This is a genomic window from Solitalea canadensis DSM 3403 (assembly GCF_000242635.2).
GTDB classification, from domain to species: Bacteria; Bacteroidota; Bacteroidia; order Sphingobacteriales; family Sphingobacteriaceae; genus Solitalea; species Solitalea canadensis.
Window position 1 is genome coordinate 4,462,446 of sequence record NC_017770.1, and the last position, 26,997, is coordinate 4,489,442.

General features: G+C 35.1%; 26 protein-coding genes, 1 tRNA gene and 2 pseudogenes. 6 read left to right on the forward strand and 23 right to left on the reverse strand.

Annotated features, from left to right (window positions below; genetic code table 11):
* Positions 1-69: 69 nt before the first annotated feature.
* Positions 70-1,785: an RluA family pseudouridine synthase gene (locus SOLCA_RS18710; protein ID WP_014682043.1), complete on the reverse strand. Its 1,716-nt coding sequence runs from the start codon at positions 1,783-1,785 to the stop codon at positions 70-72.
* Between the two features lie 307 nt (positions 1,786-2,092).
* Complete coding sequence (locus SOLCA_RS18715; RefSeq protein WP_014682044.1) at positions 2,093-2,554, reverse strand: Lrp/AsnC family transcriptional regulator; 462 nt, start codon at positions 2,552-2,554, stop codon at positions 2,093-2,095.
* A gap of 110 nt (positions 2,555-2,664) precedes the next feature.
* Between SOLCA_RS18715 and SOLCA_RS18720 the strand changes: the two genes are divergently transcribed.
* The 3 genes from SOLCA_RS18720 to SOLCA_RS18730 are packed head-to-tail and all read left to right on the forward strand — an operon-like array spanning position 2,665 to position 4,713.
* Positions 2,665-3,048 carry a Rid family detoxifying hydrolase gene (locus SOLCA_RS18720; protein ID WP_014682045.1) on the forward strand — a complete coding sequence of 128 codons (384 nt, stop codon included), beginning with the start codon at positions 2,665-2,667 and terminating at the stop codon, positions 3,046-3,048.
* A 38-nt stretch (positions 3,049-3,086) separates the two neighbouring features.
* Positions 3,087-4,301, forward strand: a complete 1,215-nt coding sequence (locus tag SOLCA_RS18725; protein ID WP_014682046.1) for an aminotransferase class V-fold PLP-dependent enzyme — start codon at positions 3,087-3,089, stop codon at positions 4,299-4,301.
* Between the two features lie 13 nt (positions 4,302-4,314).
* Positions 4,315-4,713, forward strand: a complete 399-nt coding sequence (locus tag SOLCA_RS18730; RefSeq protein WP_014682047.1) for a GNAT family N-acetyltransferase — start codon at positions 4,315-4,317, stop codon at positions 4,711-4,713.
* Between the two features lie 83 nt (positions 4,714-4,796).
* On the opposite strand, the gene SOLCA_RS18735 is transcribed toward SOLCA_RS18730, so the two are convergent.
* From SOLCA_RS18735 to SOLCA_RS18815, 20 genes and pseudogenes are all read right to left on the reverse strand, one after another.
* A complete protein-coding gene (locus SOLCA_RS18735; RefSeq protein WP_014682048.1) occupies positions 4,797-4,991 on the reverse strand; it encodes a hypothetical protein in 195 nt (64 codons plus the stop codon).
* 271 nt (positions 4,992-5,262) lie between these two features.
* Positions 5,263-5,349, reverse strand: a pseudogene (locus tag SOLCA_RS23995) (hypothetical protein); the annotation flags it as partial.
* A gap of 21 nt (positions 5,350-5,370) precedes the next feature.
* Positions 5,371-5,838, reverse strand: coding sequence for a hypothetical protein (locus tag SOLCA_RS18740; protein ID WP_014682049.1), 468 nt, complete (start codon positions 5,836-5,838; stop codon positions 5,371-5,373).
* Complete coding sequence (locus tag SOLCA_RS18745) at positions 5,825-6,283, reverse strand: JAB domain-containing protein (RefSeq protein WP_042480191.1); 459 nt, start codon at positions 6,281-6,283, stop codon at positions 5,825-5,827. Before SOLCA_RS18745 ends, SOLCA_RS18740 begins: the two co-directional genes overlap by 14 nt.
* Before the next feature lie 2 nt (positions 6,284-6,285).
* Positions 6,286-6,420, reverse strand: a complete 135-nt coding sequence (locus tag SOLCA_RS23805) for a hypothetical protein (RefSeq protein WP_281048018.1) — start codon at positions 6,418-6,420, stop codon at positions 6,286-6,288.
* 129 nt (positions 6,421-6,549) lie between these two features.
* Positions 6,550-7,137: a type II toxin-antitoxin system VapC family toxin gene (locus SOLCA_RS18750; protein ID WP_014682051.1), complete on the reverse strand. Its 588-nt coding sequence runs from the start codon at positions 7,135-7,137 to the stop codon at positions 6,550-6,552.
* Between the two features lie 5 nt (positions 7,138-7,142).
* Positions 7,143-7,478, reverse strand: coding sequence for an STAS-like domain-containing protein (locus SOLCA_RS18755; RefSeq protein WP_157604604.1), 336 nt, complete (start codon positions 7,476-7,478; stop codon positions 7,143-7,145).
* A gap of 87 nt (positions 7,479-7,565) precedes the next feature.
* Complete coding sequence (locus SOLCA_RS18760) at positions 7,566-8,420, reverse strand: hypothetical protein (protein WP_014682053.1); 855 nt, start codon at positions 8,418-8,420, stop codon at positions 7,566-7,568.
* Positions 8,420-11,374 (reverse strand): type IIG restriction enzyme/methyltransferase, encoded by a 2,955-nt coding sequence (locus tag SOLCA_RS18765; protein ID WP_217166139.1) that lies wholly within the window; start codon positions 11,372-11,374, stop codon positions 8,420-8,422. Before SOLCA_RS18765 ends, SOLCA_RS18760 begins: the two co-directional genes overlap by 1 nt.
* Before the next feature lie 15 nt (positions 11,375-11,389).
* Positions 11,390-12,061, reverse strand: a pseudogene (locus tag SOLCA_RS24005) (DUF7149 domain-containing protein); the annotation flags it as partial.
* A gap of 48 nt (positions 12,062-12,109) precedes the next feature.
* Complete coding sequence (locus tag SOLCA_RS18770; protein WP_014682054.1) at positions 12,110-13,030, reverse strand: restriction endonuclease; 921 nt, start codon at positions 13,028-13,030, stop codon at positions 12,110-12,112.
* Positions 13,031-13,177: 147 nt separating this feature from the next.
* Positions 13,178-13,333, reverse strand: a complete 156-nt coding sequence (locus tag SOLCA_RS23290; protein ID WP_157604605.1) for a hypothetical protein — start codon at positions 13,331-13,333, stop codon at positions 13,178-13,180.
* A 221-nt stretch (positions 13,334-13,554) separates the two neighbouring features.
* The gene (locus SOLCA_RS18775; protein WP_014682055.1) at positions 13,555-14,397 is read right to left on the reverse strand and encodes a CvfB family protein; all 843 of its coding nucleotides are present in this window, start codon (positions 14,395-14,397) and stop codon (positions 13,555-13,557) included.
* Positions 14,398-14,632: 235 nt separating this feature from the next.
* Positions 14,633-15,010 (reverse strand): VOC family protein, encoded by a 378-nt coding sequence (locus SOLCA_RS18780; RefSeq protein WP_014682056.1) that lies wholly within the window; start codon positions 15,008-15,010, stop codon positions 14,633-14,635.
* A 63-nt stretch (positions 15,011-15,073) separates the two neighbouring features.
* A complete protein-coding gene (locus tag SOLCA_RS18785) occupies positions 15,074-15,841 on the reverse strand; it encodes a carbonic anhydrase family protein (RefSeq protein ID WP_014682057.1) in 768 nt (255 codons plus the stop codon).
* A gap of 271 nt (positions 15,842-16,112) precedes the next feature.
* Positions 16,113-16,892, reverse strand: a complete 780-nt coding sequence (locus SOLCA_RS18790) for a hypothetical protein (RefSeq protein ID WP_014682058.1) — start codon at positions 16,890-16,892, stop codon at positions 16,113-16,115.
* Between the two features lie 310 nt (positions 16,893-17,202).
* Entirely contained in the window at positions 17,203-17,850 is a 648-nt protein-coding gene (locus SOLCA_RS23525) for a DUF4242 domain-containing protein (protein ID WP_014682059.1), read from the reverse strand.
* 341 nt (positions 17,851-18,191) lie between these two features.
* Positions 18,192-19,262 carry a nickel-binding protein gene (locus SOLCA_RS22540; protein ID WP_052308649.1) on the reverse strand — a complete coding sequence of 357 codons (1,071 nt, stop codon included), beginning with the start codon at positions 19,260-19,262 and terminating at the stop codon, positions 18,192-18,194.
* 534 nt (positions 19,263-19,796) lie between these two features.
* A tRNA-Pro gene (locus SOLCA_RS18810) sits at positions 19,797-19,870 on the reverse strand.
* Positions 19,871-20,028: 158 nt separating this feature from the next.
* Positions 20,029-21,441 (reverse strand): MAC/perforin domain-containing protein, encoded by a 1,413-nt coding sequence (locus SOLCA_RS18815; protein ID WP_014682061.1) that lies wholly within the window; start codon positions 21,439-21,441, stop codon positions 20,029-20,031.
* Positions 21,442-21,809: 368 nt separating this feature from the next.
* Here SOLCA_RS18815 and SOLCA_RS18820 point away from each other — a divergent pair, with 368 nt between their 5' ends.
* From SOLCA_RS18820 to ybeY, 3 genes are all read left to right on the forward strand, one after another.
* Entirely contained in the window at positions 21,810-25,127 is a 3,318-nt protein-coding gene (locus SOLCA_RS18820) for a DUF4175 family protein (protein WP_014682062.1), read from the forward strand.
* A gap of 4 nt (positions 25,128-25,131) precedes the next feature.
* A complete protein-coding gene (locus tag SOLCA_RS18825; RefSeq protein ID WP_014682063.1) occupies positions 25,132-25,557 on the forward strand; it encodes an ATP-binding protein in 426 nt (141 codons plus the stop codon).
* Between the two features lie 202 nt (positions 25,558-25,759).
* Positions 25,760-26,191 (forward strand): rRNA maturation RNase YbeY, encoded by a 432-nt coding sequence (ybeY, locus tag SOLCA_RS18830; RefSeq protein ID WP_014682064.1) that lies wholly within the window; start codon positions 25,760-25,762, stop codon positions 26,189-26,191.
* Between the two features lie 154 nt (positions 26,192-26,345).
* Here the strand turns inward: ybeY and SOLCA_RS18835 are convergent, their stop codons facing one another.
* Entirely contained in the window at positions 26,346-26,996 is a 651-nt protein-coding gene (locus tag SOLCA_RS18835) for an NAD(P)H-dependent oxidoreductase (RefSeq protein ID WP_014682065.1), read from the reverse strand.
* Position 26,997 lies beyond the last annotated feature (1 nt).

The following is a 26,997-nucleotide window of genomic DNA, read 5'->3' on the forward strand; positions in this document are numbered from 1 at the left end:
GATCTGTCCGTTTCAAGCATTGTTGTAGCAGATGCTTCCTTCATCAGCATGACAATTACTAACTTAGTTTTAAAACTCCGCCTCCACCTGTATCGTCATTATTTCCTTACTGGTTGGGTGTTTAAACTCAATCCACTCGGCATGGAGATGTAATCGTTCTCCTTTGTTTCCGTAAAGGTCGTCGCCAACGATGGGAGAATTTAATCCCATTGGATGCGCAGCATGAACCCGAAGCTGGTGTGTTCGTCCCGTGATGGGATAAAAATGAATTTTTGTCTTATTATTCTTTCGCTCAACCACTTCCCATTTTGTACAGGCGGGTTTTCCGTATTCATAACAAACCAATTGATGCGGACGGTTATCCAAATCAACACGTAAAGGAAGATCTATAAACCCTTCTTCTGATTCAACAACTCCGTCCAACAATGCTATGTAACGCTTTTTAATGGTGCGCTTTATAAATTGTTCTTGCAATACTTTATGTGATTCCTTGGTTTTGGCAACAAGCATAATTCCCGAGGTCGACATATCTAGTCTGTGTACAATCAACGGACCAGTTGCATTTGGATATTTTAATCTCATGCGTTCATAAACAGAATCCTGTACATTCTTGCCCGGAACCGATAAAAACTCAGCAGGTTTATTTACCACAACCAATGCTTCATCTTCATACACTATCTCCACATCTCTTCCCTCAGCAGGGTTCGTTAGCATTGGATTTTCATCCATTTCAACACCTTCCAACATGTGCGCCAAAATGGGTTCGCACTTTCCACGACATGCCGGGTAAAACTGGCCATGAATTCTGATTTCAGATTTAGGTGATTGTCCCCACCAAAACTCAGCCATCGCAACCGGCCTTAGTTTATGCAAAAATGCGTATTGCAGTAGTTTAGGAGCGGCGCACTCCCCCGCCCCAGCCGGAGGCCTTGCTTCTGCCGTGTGTTCAAATATTTCACAAAGGTTTTTTTCGTTCCCATATTGATTCAAAAAGCTGTATTGATCAAACAGTTTTTGCTGCAAGGAAGCCGACATATATTTTCTTTCTTCCTTTAGTAGAATTATTGCAGATTGATGTTCATCTATTTCCAACTGAATTTCTGCAAGGCGGTTTTTCCAATATCTTGAAAGTTCTTTCAACTGATACTGTTCCCGAACACTTTCCTTGCGTAAGCTCTCCAATAAATCAGTCAGCTGTTCTTCCGAGCTATCAGCAGGTTGCTCCCGCTGAATTTTTCGAGCCAATTTACCCTCTTTAATTTTTCGTTTATGCTCTTCTAACTGATTAACCGACTGCTCTAATTCAGATTGAAACAACTCGTTAAGAACAAAGAATTTAGGGTCGTTTTCTAACGTTCCAATTTTCGCATTGATGTGGTTAATAACTTCTTCCTCTTTTCTAAAAAAACCATCTTCGGTTAAGATGTCAAAAACAGGAGGAACAAATTTAGCATGATGATTTTGTCCGGCGAGTTTACCCGAAAAAGCAGCCAGGTAGCCCAACTGACCGTTTTCATGCTGAACCACCAATACGCCAAACATTTTCCCAATGATCAGTCCTGTTTTTCCTTCTTCTATACCAAAGTTATGCTCCCAATCCGTTTGGGTTTCGAGGTGTTGCTGAAGCTCCTTTGCCGCTAATAAACAAAGAGGATGAGGCTCGTAATAAAAAGGAAACGTGAACCGCTGAGGTAATGAGTAATTATGAATAGAACCCTTGAAAAGTGTAAAACAATTTTCGTTTAACTGTATATCCTTATTTATCACCAATTCCTCTGTATTCAATATGTTTCAATTAGTTAAAAAATGAAAGGCGCAAAAATACAAAGGATTGTGAGAATGCGAAAACTGATTATTTTATCCCAATAAATTTTGCGGGAAGAGTTGGAAGGCGTGTTACTCCAGAAGTAAAACCTAAACATCCTGATCTAAAACCGCACAAACATAAACCTTGCGACTCGAAATAAATCAAAAGAGGCTGTCTCAAAAGGGACAGTCTTTTTAGTAGCTGAGAATTGGCTTAATAACTAACCTCTTTAGTTCATTTATTTCCCGTTGCTAAAACTATGGTCTATGGACTATCGACCATGGTCTAACCCGAACTATATAACCCAACCTTCACCTTATCCATCACTACATGCGTGTAAAAATGTTTCACATTCGGATTATCCATTAGCCATTTTTTCGAAAACGACTCGTAATGTTGCATATCCCTGGCACTTACAATTAAAACAAAATCATAAGTTCCGGTAACGAAATAACATTGCATAACTTCTGTACATTCACGCATTGAGGTTTTAAATTTTTCCAATGCCTTTGAGTTTCCGTCTTCTAAAATTACATCCACAACACAAGTAATGGTATAACCTAATGCTCGATGCGAAACAATAGAAACATCTGCTTCAATGATCTTTTCATCCCGCAACCTTTTCAATCTCCGTTGTACAGCACTTGCACTTAAACTCACCAATTCACCCAGTTCTTCTGCAGTTGTTTTATTATTTTGCTGAAGCAGTCGTAGTAGCTTTTTGTCGTACTCGTCTAAGTCTTGCATTTTTTACCCGTTTTGAGTTCTAAAAATAGTTTAAAAGTGCGTCTATACAATCTATTTGCAGAAATTATGCAGCAGATCAACTCTAATTTTATAGCATAAATACTAAAGAAATGAAGATCATTTATTCAAACAATGCTCCCGAAGCCATTGGCCCCTACTCACAAGCGATCAGAACAGGCAACCTGTTGTATTGCTCCGGACAAACACCGATCGATCCCACAACTATGAAAATTGTAAGTACTGATGTAAAGGAACAAACAATCAGAGCAATCCTGAACTTAAAAGTTGTGCTTGAAGAAGCTGGACTTAACCTGAGTAACATTATCAAAATGAATGTTTACCTAACCAATATGGAAAACTTCCCCCAAATGAACGAAGCCTATGCGATCTGTTTAGGCTCACATCGTCCGGCTCGCACAACAGTTGCCGTTTTGGGACTACCATATAATGCTTTAGTCGAAATTGAGTGTATTGCGGAGTTTAATGAGAATTGAAAATTCATTATCTATAAATTAAGACAACAAACCTATTCATGAACAACCTATTTTCTACTGAAGAAATCAACAGTTTCAGAAATGACACTGCCGGATGTAAAAACGTCATTCACCTTAACAATGCCGGGGCCGGGCTTATGCCTGATGTGGTTACACAGTCTATTTTGGACCACATCAAACTAGAATCGCAAATTGGGGGTTATGAAGCTTCGGCTTTACGTGCAGAAGAAATTCAACAGTTTTACGTACAGGCTGGAAAACTGCTAAACTGTAAGGCTTCCAACATTGCCTTTACAGCAAGCGCCACTGATTCGTATACACGCGCATTGTCGGCCATCCCTTTTCAGCCAGGCGATATTATTCTTACGGATAACGACGATTTTATTTCTAACCAAATTCAGTTTTTATCTTGCCAAAAAAGGTTTGCAATAAAAATTGTGCGAATAAAGAATGCCCTTGAAGGCGGTGTTGACCTGGAGGATTTGGCATTACAGCTGCATAAACTTCAACCCCGATTATTGGCGATCACTCATATTCCGACTAATTCCGGATTGATACAACCCGTTAAGCGGATCGCTGAAATTTATAGTGATTATTTAACGAAACATCCTGACAAAACTTGGTATATTTTAGATGCTTGCCAGTCAGTTGGTCAAATGAAGCTGGATGTTCAGGAGCTTAAATGTGACTTTTTAAGTGTAACAGGACGAAAATTCTTACGAGGTCCGCGGGGGACTGGCTTTCTGTATATTTCGGATAAAGCAATAGCTCATGGGCTCGAACCGCTATTCATTGACATGCGGGGTGCGGAATGGGTAGAAAAAGACCTGTATCAACCACGACCAGATGCAATGCGCTTTGAAGACTGGGAATTTGCCTATGCACTTGTATTGGGAACCAAAAATGCTATTGAGTATTGCCTGAATATAAGTGAAGACCGGATTTGGCAACAAGTAAAAACGTCGTCCGATTATTTGCGTAGTGAATTATCGGCCATTAATAAAGTGCGGGTTTTAGATCGGGGGCCGGAAGTTGGCGGATTGGTAACTTTTCATGTGGAAGGCTCTCAACCTAAAATTATTGTCGATGAGCTGCTGAAACGAAAGATTAACGTGGTGCCAAGTTACCGGAATTTTGCAGTGATCGACTTCGACGAAAAACAGGTGAAATGGGCTGTTCGTGCTTCACCGCATTACTATAATACGAAAGAAGAATTGGATACTTTTTTGGATGCAATGAAGCAAATTATTTAAAACATTTATAACTATGAACTTATCATACCGATCAGACCTAATTCCCGACCCAAAACAAATAATTGAATTGTATAACAACGCTGGCTTACCCAGGCCGACAACAGATATCGACCGGATTGCAAAAATGTACGAAAATTCCGATTTGGTGATCTCTGCTTGGGACCAAAACATATTGGTTGGAATCTCTCGTTCTATAACCGATTGGGTTTGGTGTTGTTATCTTGCCGATTTAGCAGTTAGGGATAATTACCAAGGCAAAGGCATAGGTAAAAAACTGATTGAAATTACCAAAGAGAAAGTTGGCAATCTATCTACTGTTATGTTGTTATCCGTGCCCACCGCTATGGATTACTATCCAAAGGTTGGAATGGAGGCAATCGATAATGGATTTATTATAAAACGAAAAGAATAAAGCTTATTTGACATTTCATAAAAACGGGCAAATCTTACAAGCTTGCCCGTTTACTATATTAAATAGCTTCCTCGTTAAATTAACTAAGCACTCAAGAGATCGGCTAATGTCCCGTTATTTTTAGCTTCGATTAGCTTTTTAAGCTCCTTTGTTTGCTTCACCTTGTTCTCTTTATGCTCACAATAGTTAAGCAATATTTTATAGCCGTTTAATTTTACCACTTTTGCATCCTGTGCATTTGACGGGTTTTCTAAGACATACTCAGTTAGTGCAGTCATATAAAGCGCCAATATCAAATTTATAATCTGGTGTTCCCGACATCCACTTAATGATAACTTGCGTAGCAATTAGCCGGTTCATATTCTCTTCGTTTGGAGTAGATAACAAATAGCTAGCACACTCCAATGCTTTCGGTTCAAATGGTTTGTAGTCTTCTTTGCTTTAAGTTCTACACTTTTCAGCGAATTAAAATCTTGTGCTGATAATGCAACAGAAGATCCAACTGTGTGACTAATAATAAAAATGCTTCTTATTGGTTAATGATTTGTTTTATGAATGGCAATTCTTCTTCCCTGCTTCAAAGCTATACCAACCGTTTTTACTGATAATGATGTGATCAAGTATATTAATTTCGAGGAGATTTTCCGGCTTGTTGAACTATTCAGGTTTAAGTACAATTGTAAATTCTTTCTTTGTAAATAAAAGCCGGTTTCCCTCTCTACTTTTTAAAATCCAGTCAACTTTATCAACATAATTAACACCAGTTATATCAAATTTTGTGGTATCGATCGGATTCATCTGATAACTATATATAGTATCCTTATCCAACCATTTAATAATTCCAGCTGTTTCATCAAGAGAGAAATTTCCCCAGTCTTTTACTACATTTCCGTTAATGTCTAAATCCGTTTTAACAAGAAGATAGTTTTTGTTTGAGGAGAACTGTAAAGAAGCTGTCTTGAATTCACGTACACCATCAGGATAATAAATATCCAAAATTAGAGCCCACTTTCTACTGGTTAATTCATTTAGTGTAAGTTTAGTAGCAGGAATTGGTTCATTATTTTCTTTTGAACAACTACACCAAAGCAGTGCTATAAATGCTAAATAGTTAATTGATTTCATAGGTGTTGTTTAAATATTTCAAACTACAGTTATGCAATATATACAAATCGTTAACTAATCTTCGCTTCTTCAAAGCTTGCTTTAGTTTTTGGGTGAGGTGTTTATCGCTGACGCTTGGAGAAACATTGCAGGAAGGATGGTTGTGGCAGAGTATAATGCCGGAGGCTCCTGCTTTTAAAGCGGCAGCAAAAATTAGTTCTGGATCAACTAAGGCGCTGGAAATTCCGCCGCTGGTTACTTTATAAAACCCCAACACTTTATTGGCTCGGTTTAGGAGCAGAATTTTAAATTCTTCAATAAACTCGATCAGTTCCATGTCCCACACTTGCATAAAGAACTCATAAACGTCTTTTGAGCTGCTGATGCGTAAGGCTTCGCTTAACTCAAGTGCAGGTTTATATTTTAAAAATACTTCGGCTATTTGTTCAGGAACTTTGTTTTTCATAGCTAACGCATAACTCCCCTGGCGTTCCACACAGGGGTTTTTAAAAACCAAAAGCGTGGAACTGTAACCATATCTGCTGCAGGAAGGCTCTGGTAAGCCGGTACAAACAAACAGGCACAGCCCACGCTTTTGGGCATGAGCTGTTAGTCCTATTTATTCTTCCTTGCTCTATAATTTAGCTAACGCTTCGTAATCTTTTATTTAGTTAAACTGTTTTTCTGTGTTGTTTGTTAGTTTTTGTGTTGTGAATGGCAAAAGTCAGAAACTTACTTTGTTGGTTTAATTGAATCTTTAAATCGATTATAAAGTTTTCTATTAAATGTGCCAACGGCAACATCGTTAAGTCCAAAAAAATCACTATCATGTGTAATTATAGTAGCATTGTGTTCTTTTGCTACTAAATAAATATAATGATCATTATAATCTGATTTCCTTGCATCAAATTTTGTTAGGCTATCAAAGTCATTTATTGCAATGTCTTTTATCTCTACATTTGATAGATAACCTTCAATATCATCTATGATTATATCATATTGTTTTTTGAAATTATCGCTTTTTCTATATTCCTCTTTATAATAATTCTTAAACTCAGGAACACTACCGGTTTTAGATTTATACTTTTTGCTATATTCTTTATGTGCATGAAAACGCAGTAAGCGATTAAGAATTTCGCTTAATTGAAGCGGACACAATAAAATTCGGGATTGCTTTGTTTTTAAAATTTTGTCGAAGAATTCTTTGTAATGGACGCTTGCTTGTTCATCCAAACCAAAAATTGGCAACCAAACATTGGTATCTAAAATATAATAGCAGTCTTTCGGACTGCTATCACTATGTAAAATAAATATCTTCAAAATGGTTAAGCAAAAGCTTCCTCTCTATAGGCTTGATAGTTGTCGCGGTTAATTACATTATCCCACATGTCATTATATTTATCCATAAAGGTTAAAATTTGATTATAACCAATTGGATGAATATATTTTCTAACTGTTTCTTCTCCGTACTCTGCTAACAATTTACCGAATGAAGCATTTAAGAATAATGTTGAACAACGTTTAATGGCTGAAAAATCAATTTCAATATCATTGGGTTCAGCAGATTTAAATTGTTTTTTAACCTCTTCATAAATCATCAAGCCATCATCATGCAATGATGCGTTAGGACTTTTTAAAATATCTATGACGTTAATTTTCATTTCAAAATCATTGTTAATCAACATAATAACTAAGGTAGAGTGTAATTTAATAGAGTGCAAAAATATAATAAAATTTTATATTGCTATTTAAGTTAGCTTTTTTTTGTTGAATTGCAAATTAATAGCTGCACCAATATAATTGCTATCCAAGGTTTTTAACCCATCAGGATATAATACAGTTCCCTTGGTTTTACTACACCATCCGGCATCGCCAGTATAAATTTGTAGTCCACCGTTAGTTAAGTCAAAATATGTTCGTAAATTTTTTAAACCAAGTCCGCCTGAAGCATCCGGTTTTGTGGTATTTCCCTCAACGGCCCACAAAATAGCCTCGCCGCAAGTTGTCACCTTATGTGGTACACATTGATTTATTTTTTTGAAAAAGCCAACGCCTATATCACTTATTGTAAAGTTTATAACTTCTCCTTTCGGGAAATACTGTCCGCATACAAAAAATGGGTCTGTTGTTTCTGCATGTTTATCAATATTGCCATAAACTTCAATAAGATCATCCATTAATTTCTCTTTTGTTTCATAGCTGAACTTTGGCATTGAACCGTGTGTTAAAAGCTCATCCTCTATATAAGCAATAAATTCATCTTTTTGTTTAGGCATAAATCCTTTAAACGGAATGCACGATTGCTTTTTATATAATGCATAATTTTGTTCAACTGGCAAAAAATCATTATGAAACAAAATATTACATTTCCTTATTACTTGTTCGGTATCAATGGTAAAGCTTAGTGAATTATCTTTTTTTAAGCGATACAGCAATGCTCCTAAAAAAGCGCACAGGTTGCCGTCTAACCAATTTAAATTAGCCAGGTTAATTTTAATACTGCAATTGTTATACCTTTTGCATTCATCATAAAAGTTCAACAATTGCTTAAAGCCAGAAAAGTTAGTGTAAATGTTATCGCTTCCTAAAAGCACCTCCTTCATTACACTTCTCCCTCCACAATTTTAATTTCTTCTTCGGTTAAACCGTAAAGTTGATAAACGAGTTGGTCGATTTGATCTTCGAAAATAGTTGTATCGGATTTTGAGTCTTGTTTTTTGATAAAAATGATTTGATCTATTAAATCAATAAATGGTTGTTGCTCATTTATTTTTCTAACTTTTATAGGGAATTTCCTTAGATCATTTAGGATAATTTTAGGAAACATTTTTCTCACAGATTTTGCTGTGTTTTTAATAAAAAAGTATGATAATAGTTTACTTGAAATTAAAGCAAGGATGTATCTTAAATCAATTTCCAGAAGCTTAGGCAAAATGGCAATATTACTCATATTAAACAAATAATCCTCTTCTGTATAAGAAGCTATCAAAGATTTAGGATATTTACTGGTAATTTCTCTAAGAATAATTTTTTTACCCCTAAACATTCTAGGTTCAGCTAAATGCTCACCGAATTTCAAATAGCTTCCTTGCCAATTAATAGAAAAACGATTAATATTTTTACCGTCCAAATATTGAAAAGTGCTTTCATCAAATTTATAATTATAATCAAATGGTCGATTTTTTACATCTTCCTCAGTTTGTTTTGGCTTCCCTTTTCCCTTTTGATACGCTTTTAGTCCAGCTTTTATGTAAACAATATTATCCAACAGCACCGAATCCATTATTAACTTTTTAGTCAAATCATCGCTTTCTTTTTTAGAAAATACATTTAATGAATAATCACTATTCGATTTGAAAAAACTTTGTTTCTTTAAATGAGAATTATTAATCTGGCTATTCGTTCCAATTGAAATCTGTATGTCATTTGATTTCAAAGTGTTTTTAGTACCTGCAATTGTTATTGTTTCAACGTTTACCCCATCAAATGATTCCCCCATAAAATTCACAACTTCAGTAAGCTGAGATGTTTTCATTAAACATTCTCTGCTCTTTGTTGTCGATGATACCATTAAGAAAGAGTTTGGAACAATTAAACTATAGTCTCCCTTATGATTTAAAACATTTAAACTTCTTTCAATAAATAAAACATATAGGTTTACTTGATAGTCAATCGTTTTATAATTATCATAGAAATATTTCTTCGTTGAGTCATCAAAATTCTCTCTTGCAAAAACATACGGCGGATTTCCAATCACAACATCAAAACCAACAAAATCTCCATCATTGTTTAATACCTCAGGAAACTCGAAGCGCCATTCAAAAGCATTTTCATAAATTTTGTTACTTTTTATTTCTTCAACTTCAGTTTCAAGTTTATTTACTTCAGTTGTTTGCAAACTTATTTTTTTGTTCCATTCTGTTTTTTCTTTTTTTCCCATTTCAAACAAGCCTGTTTGTTGAGTAAGGTTAAAAAGTTCGCCTTTAAGTTTGTAAAGCCTAACTAGTTTGGGGTCGTTTTTATTAATCTCACTCCTAAAATCTCTTTTAATAGTTTCGATTAACTGTTCCATTTTTCGCTTTTGCTCCTTACTTTCTGCATTTCGGTAAGTGTCAACTGCTGAACGATACATTTCAACATCCCATTTGCTTTTTTTAAGGGCCTGTTTTAAATCAGCATCTAAGGCAAAACGGCTAATTAATGAGTTTCCGCATTTTATATTAATATCAATGTTGGGAAGTGTTTCAAGAACATTTTCAGATTTATAATAGGCGTTTTTCAGCAATTCAATCCATAAGCGCAAGCGGCAAATTTTTACTGAATTTGGATTTATATCAACACCAAAAAGACAGTTCTCAACTGTTTGCTTTTCATGAAAAAGCATTTCTTGTATGCGCTGGCTTTCCTTGTTTGTTGGATTATATTTGAAAAGTTCGCCATTTTCATCGGTAATTGCCAGTTCATCATTTTGAACCTCAACATGATATTCTTTTAATCGTTTCCCTTGGCGATCTAGTAATATTTTGAGGTCATTTTTTATAGCAATGATTTCATTTAAAGCCGACACCAAAAAGTGGCCAGAACCAACTGCGGGATCACAGATTTTTAAACTATTGATGATTTTGTTGGCTTCTTCACGGTTTTCAATTTTATCGTATAAGTCATCAATCGTTTCGCACTTCCAGTCTTTTGCTTCATTAAATTTTTGAACCACCGCCCTCCTAATGGTATCACGACACATGTACATGGTAATAAAACCTGGCGTAAAAAATGACCCATCTTTATAACCGTTAATCTTTTCAAAAATTAAACCAAGAACCGAAGCATTAATTAAGGTTTTATTGTCTTCCTGAATTTCCTCTGAACCTTCACTAGCAAAATCGTATGAGTCAAGAAAATCAAACAAGTATTCAAGCGTGCTTGTTTCACCTGTTTTCTTTTTTCCGGTTGCGTCTTTTAAAACAGTATTTGAAACACATGGTAAAACGCCCCTATCATCCAAATTGCTAACAAACAAGGTTAAGTGCTCAAGTTCTGTTGGCTCAAATAAGGAGCTATTTAAATAAGGAACATTGCCAAATCTTTTAATTACTTCTTCATCACGTTCTTCAACTTTTCTGGCTAAAACCTGAAAAAACAACCCATTTAAATCATCAAAATCACGAATCTTATTTCGATTTAAAAAAGCATACGACTTATCGCTCTTCTGGTAGCTAATTAATTGCGCTTCTAGTAACTTTAGAAAAAGTATTCGGTTAACCCAAGTAATTACCAGTTCTAAACCAACATTAAACAATCTGTCTTGGTGATTATCTCCGTATTGAGAAGGTTTATCTAACCTGGGAATTTTATCAAGTGAATCAAGTTGTTTAATCGTATTTTCCAATAAAGAACCTGCATTTCTCTCGCCCGCCTTTTTACGTTCAATTAGTTTTTTACTTCCTTCTTTAGTTTCAGTTAAACCAATAATATGTAGCAACTCAGTATAAAAGCGTTTATCTAAACTATTGCTATCATTAGTAAAAGGAAGTTTTAACAAGTGCTCTGGCGATAGCAACTTGAATAATGCAATTAGCTTTGTATCATCCTTTTTGTCATTGTTTCGAAGTGGTTTGCTGTAATCCTGAAAATTGAAATAGGTGTATTCAATATTTTCAATTACAGCCTGAATGGCATGTTCGGCAATTTCCTTGTAAAAGAACTCTGTGTTTGTACCTGCTAATCTTTTTTCTTCAAAGTCCGTAAATTGATTTACTAAGGATTTATTTTGAGCAAATAGTTTTTCAAAATGATTGGCATCAAAAATATACCACTCATTAATATTTGTTACAACAAGATGCCTAATTTCAAGGTTTTTATGGACAACCCTTTCACGTAAGTAGTAAAGTAATAGCTCCTGAAATGCTTTGGTATTTACATTTTCAACCCTTAACATTTCTGTTCTATTAGTTGGCTTTTTTGCTTCTATAAGAACGCCGACCGTTGATTTGGCATCCTTACCGTTATGAATAACCAGATCATTTCGCCCTTTTGTATTTACAAAGTGGTTTGGGCAGTAATACGTGTTTTTTTAAAAGTCAGCAACCAAATTTTTATGAAATTCTTCTGATTCCTTTTCATTGATTTGATCAATCAATTGAATAAGGTTCACTTTGAACTTCTCAATTTCAATACGATTAGGCTTAACTTTTAAAAAGGCTTTATTTAATGCTTTTCTAGGATTTGTTATTTTATTAGCGCTCACAATCCACAAGATTTAGTCTTCAATAAGTATTTAATACAATCTTACTATTTATTCATTGCTCCCTAAAAAATAAATAGAATGCAGCGGGAGCATATTCTTATCCTCATCGGTAAGTTTACTATAAAACTGTTGCCATAATGATATAAAATTATCAATATCCAACAGCTTAATATGTCTGTGGCTTTCACGTGCGGAACGTTCTGCTTCAGAAGTAAATGTACCAGATGTTACAAAAAGGCCAATATCACCATCCTTGTTTAATAATCCGGTTAAGCTTCTGATGTCGTCAACTGGTATGCTTGAATCAGGACGGTGTTTAACCTGAACTTTTAATCGCGGGGAAGTTGCACCTAAAGGGTCATTATAAGCAATTATATCCAAACCGCCGTCTTTTCCTTTTGGGGAAATAAAAGGTGTATGATAATTCATCGCACGCAACAAAGCCGCAACCATATCCTGAAATTCATAAGGGTTTTTTGTTCTGATGAAATCCTTTATTCCCGATAAAGCTAGCTCCATTAAATAATCAAGATTCGCTTTCTGGGTTTGAGGTTTGTTTTCTTCTAATTCTTCGATCTCTGTCTTGCTCTTCTTAATCTTATTAACATTATTGTCTACTGCCCAGTTTCTATATAAATCGCCGGCTGTTTCCAGTAATTTAACAGGTCCCAAAGAAATCGCCTTTTCACCTTCTTCAGTTAAGTACCAAATACCTTTATTCTTTCGCAAGAACCCTGCTTTAATACAATCTATTGTATAAAAACTTAAAATGGATTCCCACCGTACGTACCCTGTTTTCTCATAAACCTCTTTTTCCCAATCAGTGAACTGAATGCTGTTTCTGATTTTTTCAAACACTTGCTTTCCAGGAAGCTGTCCACCGGATTCCTTAAGAATATTAAATGCTGCAAAAATAGTTTTAGCCGCTGAACGTTTTGATGGTGCTAGTTTTTCTAATTCTTTATCCATGTTCTGGTTAGATGCTGATTGGTAATTAAGATGATTTGAGTTCTACTTAAAAAATTACAGCTAACTTTAATTGATTGATATTATTAAGCAAACCCATTCTGCCAAAATTAACACGTTTTTACAGATTCAACAGAAATCATTTTGTTTTTACACATTTTCCCCCACTCCACTCAAAATCTCCACCACCCTTTCCTGCTCTTCAAAATTCAACGAAGCAAAACCAAAACGTGGTGCATTATAATTAAAATTCTTGCGTGTTTCTGGTATCATTAAGGGTCTGTTCTTTTCTAGTGGCTTTTTCACCCCCTTATTCTAGGTTGCGATTATTAAACATTGCCTATACAGCATTGTAGTGGTTTATTAGCTTTTTTTATACAAAAACCCCCGTAATCAATAACTACGGGGGTTCTATTCATTTTTGTTGTATCGGCTATTTGTATGAAATGTCCATTAATATCAATAAACGAGAATTCTTTCCGGTTATCGGTAATTGAACTAGCTATTATAAATTCCGAAACGGAACTCTAATCCCCATGCTCTGCATTAACCATCTTGATCTCATTGTCTGCAATATCTATCAATCTCTCTTTGTAAAGTGCGCCGATGGTTTTTTTAAACACCTTTTTGCTCACTTTTAATTGATCCATAATTTCATCGGGGGTGCTTTTGTCGCCCAAGGATAAAACGCCTTTGTTTTTTTTGAGTTCGGCCAACAACGTGTCTTTAAAGTCTAAAATTTGTTTGTAGCCAATTGCTTGTAAACTCAAATCAATTTTATCGTCGTCTCTAATTTGCTTAATAAAGCCTTTTCTTACATCGCCAGGTTGTAACGATTCAAAAACTTCATTGTAGTAAATAAGGCCCATATACTTTTTGTTGATAATTGCATTGTAACCCAAATCGCTTCTATCAGCAATTATTAATTCAACTTCGTCACCTTGTTTAACATCATAGTCAGAAATTTCAATAAAGTTTACCAATTTGGTTGATCCTATAATTCTACCATTTACTCTATCTAAAGAAATGTAAACCAAATATTGCTCGCCAATTTCCATAGGTGTTTTTTGCTCACGCAATGGAACAAACAAATCTTTTGAAATTCCCCAATCGAGGTATGAACCTCTGTCATTTTCACTTACAACAGTTAAGGTTGCAAACTCGTCAACACAAGCAAAAGGCTTTTGTGTGGTTGCCCGGGGTTTATCTTCATTATCCAGAAATACAAAAAGATTCAGAACATCATTTTCTTGTATTCCAGCAGGTACATCTATATAAGGTAACAAAGCTTCATCTTTTCCGTCACTGAAATAAAGTCCGTTGCCGGATTTTTTTATAAACTTAAGCTCATTATATTTTCCTATTTCCATCTTATTAAAGGTTATTGAGCCAATAGGTTTTGGCCCATTTTACAAAGATAGTACTAAGTGTATAGCATTTTGCTTTACATGCATCATAAGGGAGTAGATTTGACACTCAAGAAGAAATATCTGTAAGGGCTTCATTATTGGAGGGCTCACCTTCAGAGAGCATAAAGCTTTAGAAGCATTTTGTAGGTAATAAGATTTAGCCTTTTCCCTAAACCGTAGGTAGTAACCAGGGGTTTTATTCATCTGTTCCTTCGGCAACACGAATATAATAGCCATTAATGTCAATAAAAGCGAATTCCTTTAATTCATAAGGATAGGATTTTAATTCACTAACGATTTCCAGTTTTCGGTTTTTAAACTCTTCAAAAATTTCTTCAATGTTATCTACAAACCATAATAGGTTAAATCGTTTTGTGCTATTATTGATAAGAGTAACGTAATCAGGATCTTCTCCGAACAACAACCTCAACTCATTTCTTCTTATCCCACCATCGGAATTTCCCCAGGTCCATTCATCATAAAAACCTAAAACATCGCGATAGTATTCAATCGTTTGCTGTAGATTTTTAACTGGAAGATGGGCACCTGATCTGATGAATTTTGGTGTTTTCATTGTTCATGAACCTAATAGATTAGTGGTGAGTTGCTAACTTATATCCGTCAAATTGTTTGTTTTCTATAGAAAAATAACCTCTCCCGTATTAAGGTCATAATAAGCCCCAATAATTTTGATTTCACCTTTATCGGCCATTGCTTTTAGGATTGGACTTTTCCTTTTAATATTCTCTATAGTAGTAAGCACATTGTTTTTTGCGACATACTCAACGTACTCTGCGTCCTTTGAAGTTTTGTCGCCTTTAAAATCCGTTGACCTATTAACAGCTGGCGTTATTTTAGTAAGCATTGCAGTTATGTTCCCCAATTTTACCTGATCAATTGCAGCTTTAATTGCACCACATGATTCGTGTCCTAACACAAGAATAAGCTTGGCTCCTGATATTTTACAGCCAAATTCCATACTGCCCAAAATATCTTCATTTACAAAATTTCCGGCTACCCTTGCCACAAAAAGATCACCAATTCCTTTGTCAAATACATCCTCAACAGGTATTCTACTATCCAAGCACGAAAGTATTACTGCTTTCGGATATTGCCCAACAACTGCTTCCCGTACCATTGCCGAATGATCTCTGGCAGTTAGGTCATTATTCATAAACCGTTTGTTTCCATCCGCAAGGATTTTTATCACCATATCTGGAGTCAACGCTTTTTGTTCTTCTGCTGTCAAAACCTTTTCTCTCAAAGGTTTTAGTACTGCTGACGTATCAATTGATTCATTTTCATCAGAAGTACTCTTATCCTTGTTTTCAGTAGAATGGCGACAAGAATAAATTGCAGAAATAATTAATAATGACGTAATTAATGCTGCTGCTGAGTTTTTCATTGCTTTCGTATGATTTAGATAAAAAGACGAGAAAAATTAGTTGAATTAAATCGATGGGGATGTTACTGAACTTCGCTATCTATTTATAAAAATTACGCAATAACTTCCATATTTCATAAAAGGATAATTCGCTTTTTAAAGTAGGATTGGTAGAAGGTAAAGTAGATAAAGTGTTATTTTTAAAAAAGAAATCTTATTACTATTTAAAAAATAGGGTACTTGGACTTAAAACTTACTCCGGCACCCCATTTTGATATCTTATAATGTTCTGCTATTTCGGCAAACTGTAAGTAACCTTTCCATGCTCATCTAAAAAGTTCAGTTTAGCTGTACCGTTAGAATCAACCAGCATCTGGAGCCGAGGCTTACCCATCCGGTCTGCAAGTGTTACCATGGCAGTTTTGTTAACATCCTTGCCAACAAAAACACGTTGTGCAACAGCCTTCACACCTGGTGTAGGCTCCATTAGTTTCTTCAGCAAAGAATCTTTTTTTGGGCTATCTGGCATTTTTTGCGCTTTTTTATATTCAGCACGAAAATCCCAGAACAGTGGTGAGGTTTGCCAATCATCAACATTTAAACCAGTTTTTTGAGCGCCATTCTCATCGGAATAAGTGAGATATAATACCTGGTTTTGATTATACTGATCAAAAGAAAGGTGTCCGGTAGCATGATATTTTCCGGTACTGTCTTTACCTCCCATGAAAACCAATCCTCCGTTTTCTGTACCTTCATCGTTATAAAAAACCAATCCTGGTCTGTTGGCACCTGGAATTGGAGGTGTTAAAGGTTTTCCATAAGCAAGTACTTCCGGAGAACGCTCTTTGTTAGCAATTACCATCCGTAGTTGGCCATTGCTTTCGACGATGTTAATGCGTTCAGCGGAAATTTCTTTGAAACGAGTTATGCCAGAATCAGTAAAAGCGAGGAAAAATACCGCTACGAAAACTAAGGTCAGGCTACCAGCATACCATTTCAATCGCACTAAATCTTTCTGCATTTTAGCCAGTTGTTTTTCCAACGAAATTTGATTTTGAGATGGGTTATTCATTTGTCGACAATTATATAGTGTTAGTTTTAGTTTATGATTTGTATTATATAGTAAGGACAATGCCTATTCGTTATTTACTATATAATATTGGTTAAAATTAACTATAAGACCTGGGATAAATAAAAGACGAAGAGTTTATTTGACTTTACTATAACTTATACTGGGCTTGCTCTATTACATGATCAGTTCAAGTGATAAAAATGCCCTTCCAATTCGTGAGCATTAGCTACTGAAAATGGAATTAAAATGTAAAAAAATAAGTCTCCCGGATACCAGAAGACTTATTTTTTAAAAGGAGAAGATCAACTCATCATTCACCTTGTTTCACTTTAATAATATAAGCCGGCAATAAACCATGTGCTGCTTTATGTGTTTTTAATATAGCGGTTGAATCAGCAGCTTCGGATAAACAGAATACAACACCGTTTTTTTCGTCGACCCAATAATTAATAAAGTTTACGCCGTATTTGCTTTCCACGGCCAAATCTTTAGCATGCGCTTCGGCTACATCTTTTGCGGTTACTTTGCCAGGACCCAGTTCATGAACATCAATGAACAACTGTTTTTTACCAAGCATTGCGGATGCTTGCCCTTCAGTTACTTCGTAAATCGCGGAAGGCAGCAGACCGTGTGCTTCTTTATGGGTTTTCGTTATCGATTCTTCATCATTGGCTTTAGAGAGGCAATACACCTTGCCTTGTTGTTCATCGACCCAAAACTTAATAAAGTTAACATCGTATTTGCCCTGGGTGGCGAGGTCTTTTTTATGTGCACCTTCTACATCGGCTAATGAAACCTTGCCGGGCTCAAGGTTATGTACATCAATATAATAATGTGTTTTGACAGAATCGGAAACAGTCGCAGGTTCTTTGGCGGTGTTTAAATTTTTACCATTAGTGCTGCAGGCAGCAATAAAAAACAATCCAATAACTTGGAGAAGCGAAATGAAAGATTTCATGGGTTTAAATTTTAAGATGAATTGATGTGAATAAATGACTTTATTCGTTCCTTGTTAATTTGTTTTAAGTTCAAACTTTTGATTAACTGATATAAAATTAAGAGGAACTATGGTGGCGGGCTTTCATATTTCATTCAAATGCTAGCAATTTTGGATCATGCCTCATCCCAGCCTTCACTCTGTAAATCAAGTCATTACCAGTTACTTTTTCGTCAAGAAGAAGGAATACTATTAAAGCGACAGTTCTGTTAATAGATAACTCTGCCACATCATATGGCTGATTATGGATTACATCTAAAATCTGCGCATGAAATTTTCGAGAATGCTAGTTATCTGAGGTGTTACCGCTGTGCTTGAGTAGGCAATATCCCAAAACGGTTTTGGAAACTCTTTGTAAAATAAGATGGACTGCTAAACCCCACTTCGAAGGCAATTTCGGCTATGTTGCCTGTTTTCTTCTTAATCAATTTTAGGGCTTTTTTTAATCGTTGTTCCTGGATAAAATAGTTGGGAGAATGGCCTGTTAACGATGTTGTTTTTCGGTAGAGTTGAGCTTTACTCATGCCGATGCTTTTGCTTAGACTCTCAACACTAAATGTTGAATTGCTTTCCATTGATTCAACAGCTTCAACCAATGCATTTACAAATTTTTCATCAACCGGAGTAATAATTCTTAATACGCTGTTTTCGTTGTCCGGTGTAATAAGGGTACCTTTAGTTAATTCCTTGACTTCTGTTGAAGCAATAATTTGATTACTTTGCGCTATATCACATAACTTGTTTGCAAGTTTAATACTGTTGCCAAAAAATTCACTCCCATCGCTTACCGGTCCACCAGCACTAATACCAATACGCACTTCTACACCCTCTTTATTTAAAATCTCGGATTCAGCAAGGATAGCTTTCGCGCACTCAATTGCTTGTGAACTGAAATTAAAAACACACATTATCCTATCCCCTCCATGGTTAGCCTCTCTGCCTTCAAATTTTTTAAAAGTGCTTTTAATTTGATCATAGAGGTTTTGGTCATTAGCTGGCGCGATTACATCAACCATCAAAATGACTCTAAAGCCTGTATCCAATGTCCCATCTGGGTTTTCAACTAAATCAAATTCATTTTTATTGCTTTCATTACCCATATACGCGTTGTAATCGCCGCCTTGCAGTTCAATTATATTACACGCCATATTACCGTGAGCTTCCTCATGTACAGCCATACATGATTCCTTATCAGGACCTTCCATCAAACAAAAGAACATTCCTGCTTCACTATTAATCCAATATTGTATAAATCGCACCCCATACTTAGCTTGTATTTTCACATCGGCCATATGACAGCGTTTTATCTCTTCAATGCTAAGTATTCCTTCATCGCCCTCGGAAGCTTTATGCAAATCCATAAAAAGTGGCATAATAGGTATTGTTTTGATTATTACTAATTTAATGAAAATCAGCAGTTTAATTTTATTTAACGGGTTTTACATTATTAAGTTTTATTAGAAGACTAGTTTTCATACAACTGCTCAATTCCTTTCAACAAATACGCGTTCCAAAACAGCATATTTAAAAACTACAAAAACGGGGAATGTCTATGACAATTTATCTAAAGCCAAAATCCAACCTGATTCCAATTGGCAACTTTAACTTTACACTTCGCAAAAGATCAACTAATTGTCCATGAACCGTAATTCTTGCATACAGCGATGCATAGCCATTGTTTGATTTATACTTTTTAAGGAGAAAGTAATGCTAGATGAATTGTAGTTTTCATATGATTTTGAGCTATTAAGAAACATAACCAAAGCATTGATTAATTTATTACAAAAAAGGGTGTGAATGAGGGCATTATTAACTTGATAATATTTGATTTCGAGGCATCAAAAAATAACAAAACCCTCTAAGCATTATCACTTAGAGGGTTTTGGGTGCATTTTGGACACATATTGTCGGGATGGCCGGATTTGAACCGACGGCCTCCAGCACCCCATGCTGGCGCGATACCGGGCTACGCTACATCCCGAAGATGTTGATAAGTATAACCTTTTATTGGTCTTCTAAAATTAAAAAGTTTAATAGTTAATTCTTAAAGAACTTTATAAAACTAAAGGCTAATTGTTGCTTATTAACATCAGAAGTCTTCATTGCTATAATAACAATAAAGACTTCAATCTCATGATATTAATTTAATGGAAGTGCATAGAAACAAACTCCTTCAAATGCCCATCCAGTATATCCACTAGTAGCGTTTCTGTTTGTTGAATAGTAATGGGAAGTATTAGCACTATTATAAAACTGATAAACAGGAACTGTTCCAGATACTTGAGTATTATACGCATAAAATGGAATGCCCTCAGCAACCCAATCGGCAAGAGTTATTTTAGTTGTTGTGTATGCATGATCACCCGTTTTATTATTAACATATGAATAAATCGGCTGTGCGACTGAAGGATTATAGGAATAAGTTTTAAAGGCCGCATTGTTATTAATCCAGCCTTGATAAATTTGAGGAAGGTTAATATTTGTGCTTAATGCATAATCCTTTCGGGCAGAATTTTCAAAAATATATACAACATCAGTTGTTAATGAAACTTGATGAGCTTTAAAATATTGGGTAATATAGCTCTGAACCTGACTTTTCTTTATCGGATCTGTAATCAATTCATATAATGGAATTACATTATTTATAGTAATAAGCTTAAGGTTCGAATCTGTAATTCCCGAGCTCCATCCAGAAATATTTATTGTTTCACTTGGTTGCCCATCAGAATTAATTGTTATTCCTTTAATTGTTTTTTCAAATGCACCCCCTATTGTTCTTGCTATTACTGTTTGGTTATAATTGCTTTTTGCTAAGGACGATGAACCCTCAAATGTATTATACCCACTCACACCAAATATCTTAGTAAATGCAACTTCTGTTCCTGATGAAGCAGCAAGAGATCTGGTACTACTGCTGGTTTCTGCTTGATAAATTATTTCTATTTTACCTCCCAGATTAATATCAAGCAAAATATGCGTTCCATATATTCGTACTATTTCGGAAGGTGTTAAACTTTTTACATCAGATATAAATTGTGTTTTTAAGTATTCCTTTAAAAGGTTAACATTTCCCATCATATAAAGTCTTCTTTTAGAAATATATTGGGTATACGAACCATATACATATTTTGAAGACCATTTATTCTCATTGGAAAAATTATTGTCAATAGCTCCTTTATATAAATTTTCTGTTCCTTCATTTAGCGTTTTCCTGTTTGTAATTTTTCTTAAGAAATCTTCAGATGTTTCACCTGTTTCATTTATAGCGAATGAGGATTGTGTAGTTGCTAATTCAACAGTGGTAGGATGGTCGATTTTTAATTTTTCTATATCAACAATAGCTGATTTTGCATAACTAGAATTTGGAAAATCTCCTGTAAGATCATATCCGTACCCAAGTAAATCCCATTTACCATCTCCAGCTGAATGAACAGTTTTATCATCCGATCTACCTGTTTTCATTTCATCTTCAGAATTCGGAGAGATAATCTCTTGTTTACAAGAAGCCATTAAAATGGATACGCTAAAAAATAAAAGAAGTGCTTTTTTCATGGAAATATGTTTAACGATTTTTTCGCAACTAACGATACTATCGAATTCTTTATGTTAAAAGGGCTAATCCTATAAAAAATGAGTCGTATTGGATAGTTTACTATTATACTTTTTCAAAAGGTTAAAGTTGCAGCCAAAATTAACACCTTTTAACCTATTCAAAATAATTAGGTGTAATTTTATTGATGCTGAACTACTAAATAATTCCTCCCAATAAAATCTTTTAAATTTTTGATCACACTCCAAAACAAATTCAGTTTCAGAAAAAATAATAGTTAAATTTGCTATAAGGCATAGTATGTTCTGCTTGAAAGAAAAACGAGACAGAATATAAAGCCCCGATTGCCGTTAACAGATAACCATTATTAATGAAACAACATACCAGCTACGAATTACTGATCAGCAAGCTTGACGAGTTTATCCGGAAATATTATAAAAACCGGTTAATTCGTGGGAGCCTGTATGTGATTGCAATTTTGGCGGCCAGTTACCTGGTGCTGGCAGTTACTGAGTATTATTCGTTTCTGAGTACGACGGCGCGTACTGTTATATTCTTTAGCTTTTTGTTGGTAGCGCTTGTGGTACTAGTGGTTTATGTAGCAAAACCATTATTGGCGTTTTTTAAACTTGGCAATGTAATTAACCATCAACAAGCTTCTGAAATTATCGGCAGTCATTTCCCCAATGTAAAGGATAAACTGTTAAACACCTTACAGTTGAAATCAATGTCGGTTTCGGCTGAAAATAACAGCTTGATAGAAGCAAGTATCAACCAAAAGATTGAACAACTAAAGCCCATTCCATTTGCTTCGGCCATTAATCTTTCAGAAAATAAAAAATACCTGAAGTATGCACTTCCTCCATTGGTGGCACTAATTGTTTTAGGAGCGGCAGCACCGGCCGTATTGAAAGATGGAACTACGCGATTGGTTAATTACAATACTCCGTTTGCCCGTAAAGCTCCATTTTCGATTGATATTCAAAACAAAGCCCTCAAGGCTTTACAAAATGAAGACCTTACGGTAAATATTAAACTTTCGGGAGATGAAATTCCGCAGGATATTTACCTCATAGAAGGTGAGAACCGCTATAAGCTGGATAAAAAGAGTATTCTCGAATTTTCTTATACCTTCAAAAATCTGCAGAAAACACAAAATTTCAGATTCTTTGCAGATGGCTTTTATTCACAAGAATATCAGCTTTCGGTATTGCCCAATCCGATGTTGTTGAATTTTGAAGTAACGATGGTGTATCCTTCCTATACTAAAAAACAAAATGAAGCCATCCAAAATACTGGGGATCTTTCTGTTCCGGCGGGTACGCTGATCAGCTGGAATTTTAAAGCGGCCAACACACAAGAATTGGATATGGTTTTTGACGGGACGTCTCAACCTTCAGAGAAAAAATCGGAATCTTCTTTTTATGTAAGCAAAAAGTTGTTTAAATCTACTCGCTATGCAGTTGAAACTCGCAATGGCTTTGTGAAGAAAAAAGATTCATTGAATTATTCGATCAATGTAATTCCAGATGCTCATCCGTCAATAAATGTTATTGAACGCGGCGATTCGCTTACTAATAAACAGATCTATTTTGCCGGCGAGTTGAAAGATGATTATGGTTTTTCGAAACTAACTTTCAATTACCAGATTCTGAATAAAGACAAAAAGAAAATTTACAGTAAATCAGTTCCGATCAGTACTTCACAAACAGACGAGCGATTTTTCTATGATTGGGATCTGGATGAAAGTGGTATTGCTGCTGGCGATGAAGTAAGTTATTATTTTGAAATTTTTGATAATGATGGTGTGAATGGTGCCAAATCGACTAAGTCGGCTATTAAAACTATTCAAACACTTTCGAAGTCCGAAATTGATAAACAATTGGATAGCAAACGTGCTGAGTTAAAAGATAAAATGGAGAGTGCGCTACGCCAGGCTTCTAAAATTCAGCGTGATGCTAAAAAGTTGAATGATAAACTGGCCGATAAAAAAACACTGACTTTTGAAGAGAAGAAACAGATTAATGAACTGATTGAAAAACAAAAGCAGTTGGAAGAAAACATTCGGGAAATTCAGCAGGAAAATAAGTTGAACAACCAACAAAACAGCGAAATGAATGAGCTTGACCAAAAAATTATGGATAAGCAAAAACAGCTGGAAGATATGTTCAACAATGTGCTGGACGAAAAAACCAAAGAGATTTTACTGAACCTCCAAAAAATGATGGAGGAAAACAATAAAAACCTTACCCGTGAGCAATTAGATAATATGCGCATGGACAATAAGAGTTTGGAAAAAGAATTGAATCGTATGCTTGAGTTGTATAAACAGTTGGAATTTGAGCAAAAATTTCAACAAAGCATTGATAAACTTGATGATATCTCGAAGAAACAAGATAATCTTCAGGAAAAAACAAAGGATAAAAATTCGGACGCACCGAGTCTCAAAAATGAACAAGATAAAATCAATAATGAGTTTGATCAACTTCAAAAAGAATTAGACGACCTTCAAAAGAAAAATGAGGAATTAGAGAATAAAAACAACATTGAGAACACTGAGAAAGAACAAGAAGATATTAATAAAGACCTGAATAACAGTTCGGAACAACTAAAAAACGACAATAAAGGCAAGGCTTCTGAGTCGCAAAAAAATGCTTCGAATAAGATGAAAAAGCTTTCGCAAAGCATGAAAGATGCTCAACAGCAAATGGAAGGCATGAAACTTGATGTTGATATTGAAGGATTGCGTCAGGTTTTAGATAATCTGTTGAAAGTTTCCTTCGACCAGGAAAAATTAATGCAACAATTTAAAGGTCTTGGAATCAATGATCCTGGCTTTAATTTGCTGGTTCAGCGACAAAAATCATTAAAAGATGATGTGTCGATGATACGCGATAGTATTTTTTCTTTAAGTAAACGTATCCTTCAAATACAAAGTTTCGTAAACAAGGAAACGGAGACTATCGATCAATACATGGCAAAGACCATGGAGAGTTTGGGCGACCGAAGAACTGGTGAAGCCGCAGGCTATCAGCAATATGTAATGACCTCTGTCAATAATTTAGCTGTAATGCTTAGCGAAGTTTTAGATAATTTGCAAAATCAACAGTCGAGTGCCGGAAAAGGTAAATCGAAAAGCAAAAGTAAAAATCAAAAGCCAAGTCTTTCGATGCTAAACAAAATGCAGCAGGATCTGAATGATCAAATGCAGCAAATGAAAAACGGCATGAAACCTGGGCAAACACCTCGCGGACAGCAAAGTGAGCAGATTGCTAAAATGGCCCGTCAACAACAGGCTATACGAAATGCGTTGCAGGATATTAACCGGGAGCAAAATAAAGATGGCAAAGGAAAGTTAGGTGATTTAGATAAGTTGGGTAAAGACATGGAACAAACCGAAACTCAACTTTACAATAAACAGCTCACGCAAGAAATGCTCAAGCGTCAGCAAGAAATAAAGACCCGTTTGTTAGAAGCTGAGAAAGCTGAACGTGAACGTGATCAGGATGAAAAACGGGAGGCTAAAGAAGGTAAAGATCAAACAGCTGATTTTAAAGCCGTTTTTGAACAGTACCAGAAAGCCAAACAAAAAGAATTGGAATTGCTAAAAACACTTCCACCGGGAGTGAGTTCATTTTATAAGACAAAAATTAATACTTATTTTAATTTGTTGAATACTGGAAAATAGTGTTATGGGTCAAATTACTACAGATACAAGCAAACTTTATACGTTACGGTTGTCTTCTAAACTGGAAAGCATAATAGAACTTGAAAATTTTTTAGAGTTGCTTTTGGAAGAACATCACGTTTCTAATGAATGTTATGGCAACATTATGACTTCATTAAATGAGGCCACAATGAATGCGATAGTTCATGGAAACAAATGTTTGGAAAACAAGATGGTTTACATTAACGTAGAATTGGTAAATAAAAGTAAATTCATTTTTACAGTTGCCGATGAAGGTGATGGTTTTGATTTCAGAAACTTGACTGATCCAACGCTTCCTGAAAATCTTGAAAAAGATTGTGGACGTGGTGTATTTATTATGAAACACCTTTCTGATTATTTTATTTATAACGACAAAGGAAACGAAGTAGAAATGCACTTCAAGTTATAAGTTTTAAGCCCAATCAAACTTAACCGAGAACGTATAAAAAGTTATTTGTTAATAGCTGATCAGCTAAAACAAATAACTTTTCTGTTATGCCCGTCTGTATAAATATCTTCTGTTCAAAAACTTCACTTTAATTATCTTTGCAAACTACTTACATGACTGTAATTGCAATTAAGCAATTTACAGAAAGAACTCATTTTGTATAATGGCTATAAATTTTTTCAACGAAGAAATCGATTTTAAACTCAATCATAAGGCAAAACTTAAAACCTGGATTAAGAATACCGTAGAAGAAGAAGGTTTTAAACTGAAGGATGTTAATTTCATTTTATGTTCTGATGATTATTTGCTGGAGATCAATAAGCAATATCTTAATCACAATACCTATACAGATATCGTAACCTTTGATAATTCAGAAAAAGAAGACCAGATTGTTGGCGATATTTTTATCAGTGTAGACAGGACAAATGAAAATGCCTCTAAATTCGGTGTTTCAGGCGATACAGAGCTACATCGGGTCATTGTCCATGGTATTCTTCATCTTTGTGGTTATTACGATAAAAAACCAGAGGATAAAGCCTTAATGACGGAGAAGGAAAATTACTACTTAAGTAAATTTAAGAGCTTGGGAAGTTAAAAATTTGAGAATGATCAACATTTAACAATAAAAAATGCCGTCTTTATAGCAAAGAACGGCATTTTTATTATTTAAGATCGAATTATACAATTTCAAAAAAAAGGAAGTTGAGGTGCTTCCAAAATTCACACCTCCTCAAATTCCTAAATTAAAATTAGATTACTTCAACAATCTCGCTAATTGGTCTTCTTACTTTTTTAGCGTGTTGCATACCATCTTCTTCAGAACGATAACCAACCGGAGCAATTACTACTGCATGTAAACCTTTCTCTTTCAATCCTAAGATTTCATCAAAAGCATTTCCATCGAAACCTTCCATCGGACAAGCATCAATTCCTTCAACAGCACAGTAAGTAAGTAGATTTCCTAGTGCGATATAAGTTTGACGAGCATTCCAGTAAGCTGCAGCATCTTCTGTTAGATTATTAGCTGTACCTTTCATTACATCTTCAAAACCACCTAATGCTTCACGTGGAACATCTCTGGTTGTAGCAATATTGTCAATGTATTTTTCAATGAAACCATGATCCATTGAAGTTTTGTGAGCAAACACAATTAAGTGAGATGCATCGGTAACCTGAGTTTGTCCGAATGCGGCATTTTTTAATTTTTCGCGAACTTCAGGATCATTTACCAAAATGAATTTATAGGGTTGTAACCCGAATGATGATGCACTTAAATTCAAAGCGGCTAAAATATTGTTAACCTGCTCTTCAGTAAGTTTTTTTGAAGAATCAAACTTTTTAGTAGCGTAACGAAAATTGGTTAAACGCTCAATAACATCTACTTTTTCTACTATTTCCATT

Excerpts from the sequence above, each read along its gene's own strand:
- SOLCA_RS18835 (WP_014682065.1), bottom strand. The coding sequence starts at position 26,996 with ATGGAAATAGTAGAAAAAGTAGATGTTATTGAGCGTTTAACCAATTTT.
- SOLCA_RS18745 (WP_042480191.1), bottom strand. The coding sequence starts at position 6,283 with ATGAAAAACAAAGTTCCTGAACAAATAGCCGAAGTATTTTTAAAATAT.
- SOLCA_RS18785 (WP_014682057.1), bottom strand. The coding sequence starts at position 15,841 with ATGAAAAACTCAGCAGCAGCATTAATTACGTCATTATTAATTATTTCT.
- SOLCA_RS18715 (WP_014682044.1), bottom strand. The coding sequence starts at position 2,554 with ATGCAAGACTTAGACGAGTACGACAAAAAGCTACTACGACTGCTTCAG.
- SOLCA_RS18775 (WP_014682055.1), bottom strand. The coding sequence starts at position 14,397 with ATGGAAATAGGAAAATATAATGAGCTTAAGTTTATAAAAAAATCCGGC.
- SOLCA_RS18815 (WP_014682061.1), bottom strand. The coding sequence starts at position 21,441 with ATGAAAAAAGCACTTCTTTTATTTTTTAGCGTATCCATTTTAATGGCT.
- SOLCA_RS18780 (WP_014682056.1), bottom strand. The coding sequence starts at position 15,010 with ATGAAAACACCAAAATTCATCAGATCAGGTGCCCATCTTCCAGTTAAA.
- SOLCA_RS18735 (WP_014682048.1), bottom strand. The coding sequence starts at position 4,991 with ATGACTGCACTAACTGAGTATGTCTTAGAAAACCCGTCAAATGCACAG.
- SOLCA_RS18825 (WP_014682063.1), top strand. The coding sequence starts at position 25,132 with ATGGGTCAAATTACTACAGATACAAGCAAACTTTATACGTTACGGTTG.
- SOLCA_RS22540 (WP_052308649.1), bottom strand. The coding sequence starts at position 19,262 with ATGCCACTTTTTATGGATTTGCATAAAGCTTCCGAGGGCGATGAAGGA.
- SOLCA_RS18755 (WP_157604604.1), bottom strand. The coding sequence starts at position 7,478 with ATGAAAATTAACGTCATAGATATTTTAAAAAGTCCTAACGCATCATTG.
- SOLCA_RS18740 (WP_014682049.1), bottom strand. The coding sequence starts at position 5,838 with ATGAAATCAATTAACTATTTAGCATTTATAGCACTGCTTTGGTGTAGT.
- SOLCA_RS18720 (WP_014682045.1), top strand. The coding sequence starts at position 2,665 with ATGAAGATCATTTATTCAAACAATGCTCCCGAAGCCATTGGCCCCTAC.
- ybeY (WP_014682064.1), top strand. The coding sequence starts at position 25,760 with ATGGCTATAAATTTTTTCAACGAAGAAATCGATTTTAAACTCAATCAT.
- SOLCA_RS18770 (WP_014682054.1), bottom strand. The coding sequence starts at position 13,030 with ATGGATAAAGAATTAGAAAAACTAGCACCATCAAAACGTTCAGCGGCT.
- SOLCA_RS18730 (WP_014682047.1), top strand. The coding sequence starts at position 4,315 with ATGAACTTATCATACCGATCAGACCTAATTCCCGACCCAAAACAAATA.
- SOLCA_RS18790 (WP_014682058.1), bottom strand. The coding sequence starts at position 16,892 with ATGAATAACCCATCTCAAAATCAAATTTCGTTGGAAAAACAACTGGCT.
- SOLCA_RS23805 (WP_281048018.1), bottom strand. The coding sequence starts at position 6,420 with ATGCCCAAAAGCGTGGGCTGTGCCTGTTTGTTTGTACCGGCTTACCAG.
- SOLCA_RS23525 (WP_014682059.1), bottom strand. The coding sequence starts at position 17,850 with ATGAAATCTTTCATTTCGCTTCTCCAAGTTATTGGATTGTTTTTTATT.
- SOLCA_RS18820 (WP_014682062.1), top strand. The coding sequence starts at position 21,810 with ATGAAACAACATACCAGCTACGAATTACTGATCAGCAAGCTTGACGAG.
- SOLCA_RS18760 (WP_014682053.1), bottom strand. The coding sequence starts at position 8,420 with ATGAAGGAGGTGCTTTTAGGAAGCGATAACATTTACACTAACTTTTCT.
- SOLCA_RS18725 (WP_014682046.1), top strand. The coding sequence starts at position 3,087 with ATGAACAACCTATTTTCTACTGAAGAAATCAACAGTTTCAGAAATGAC.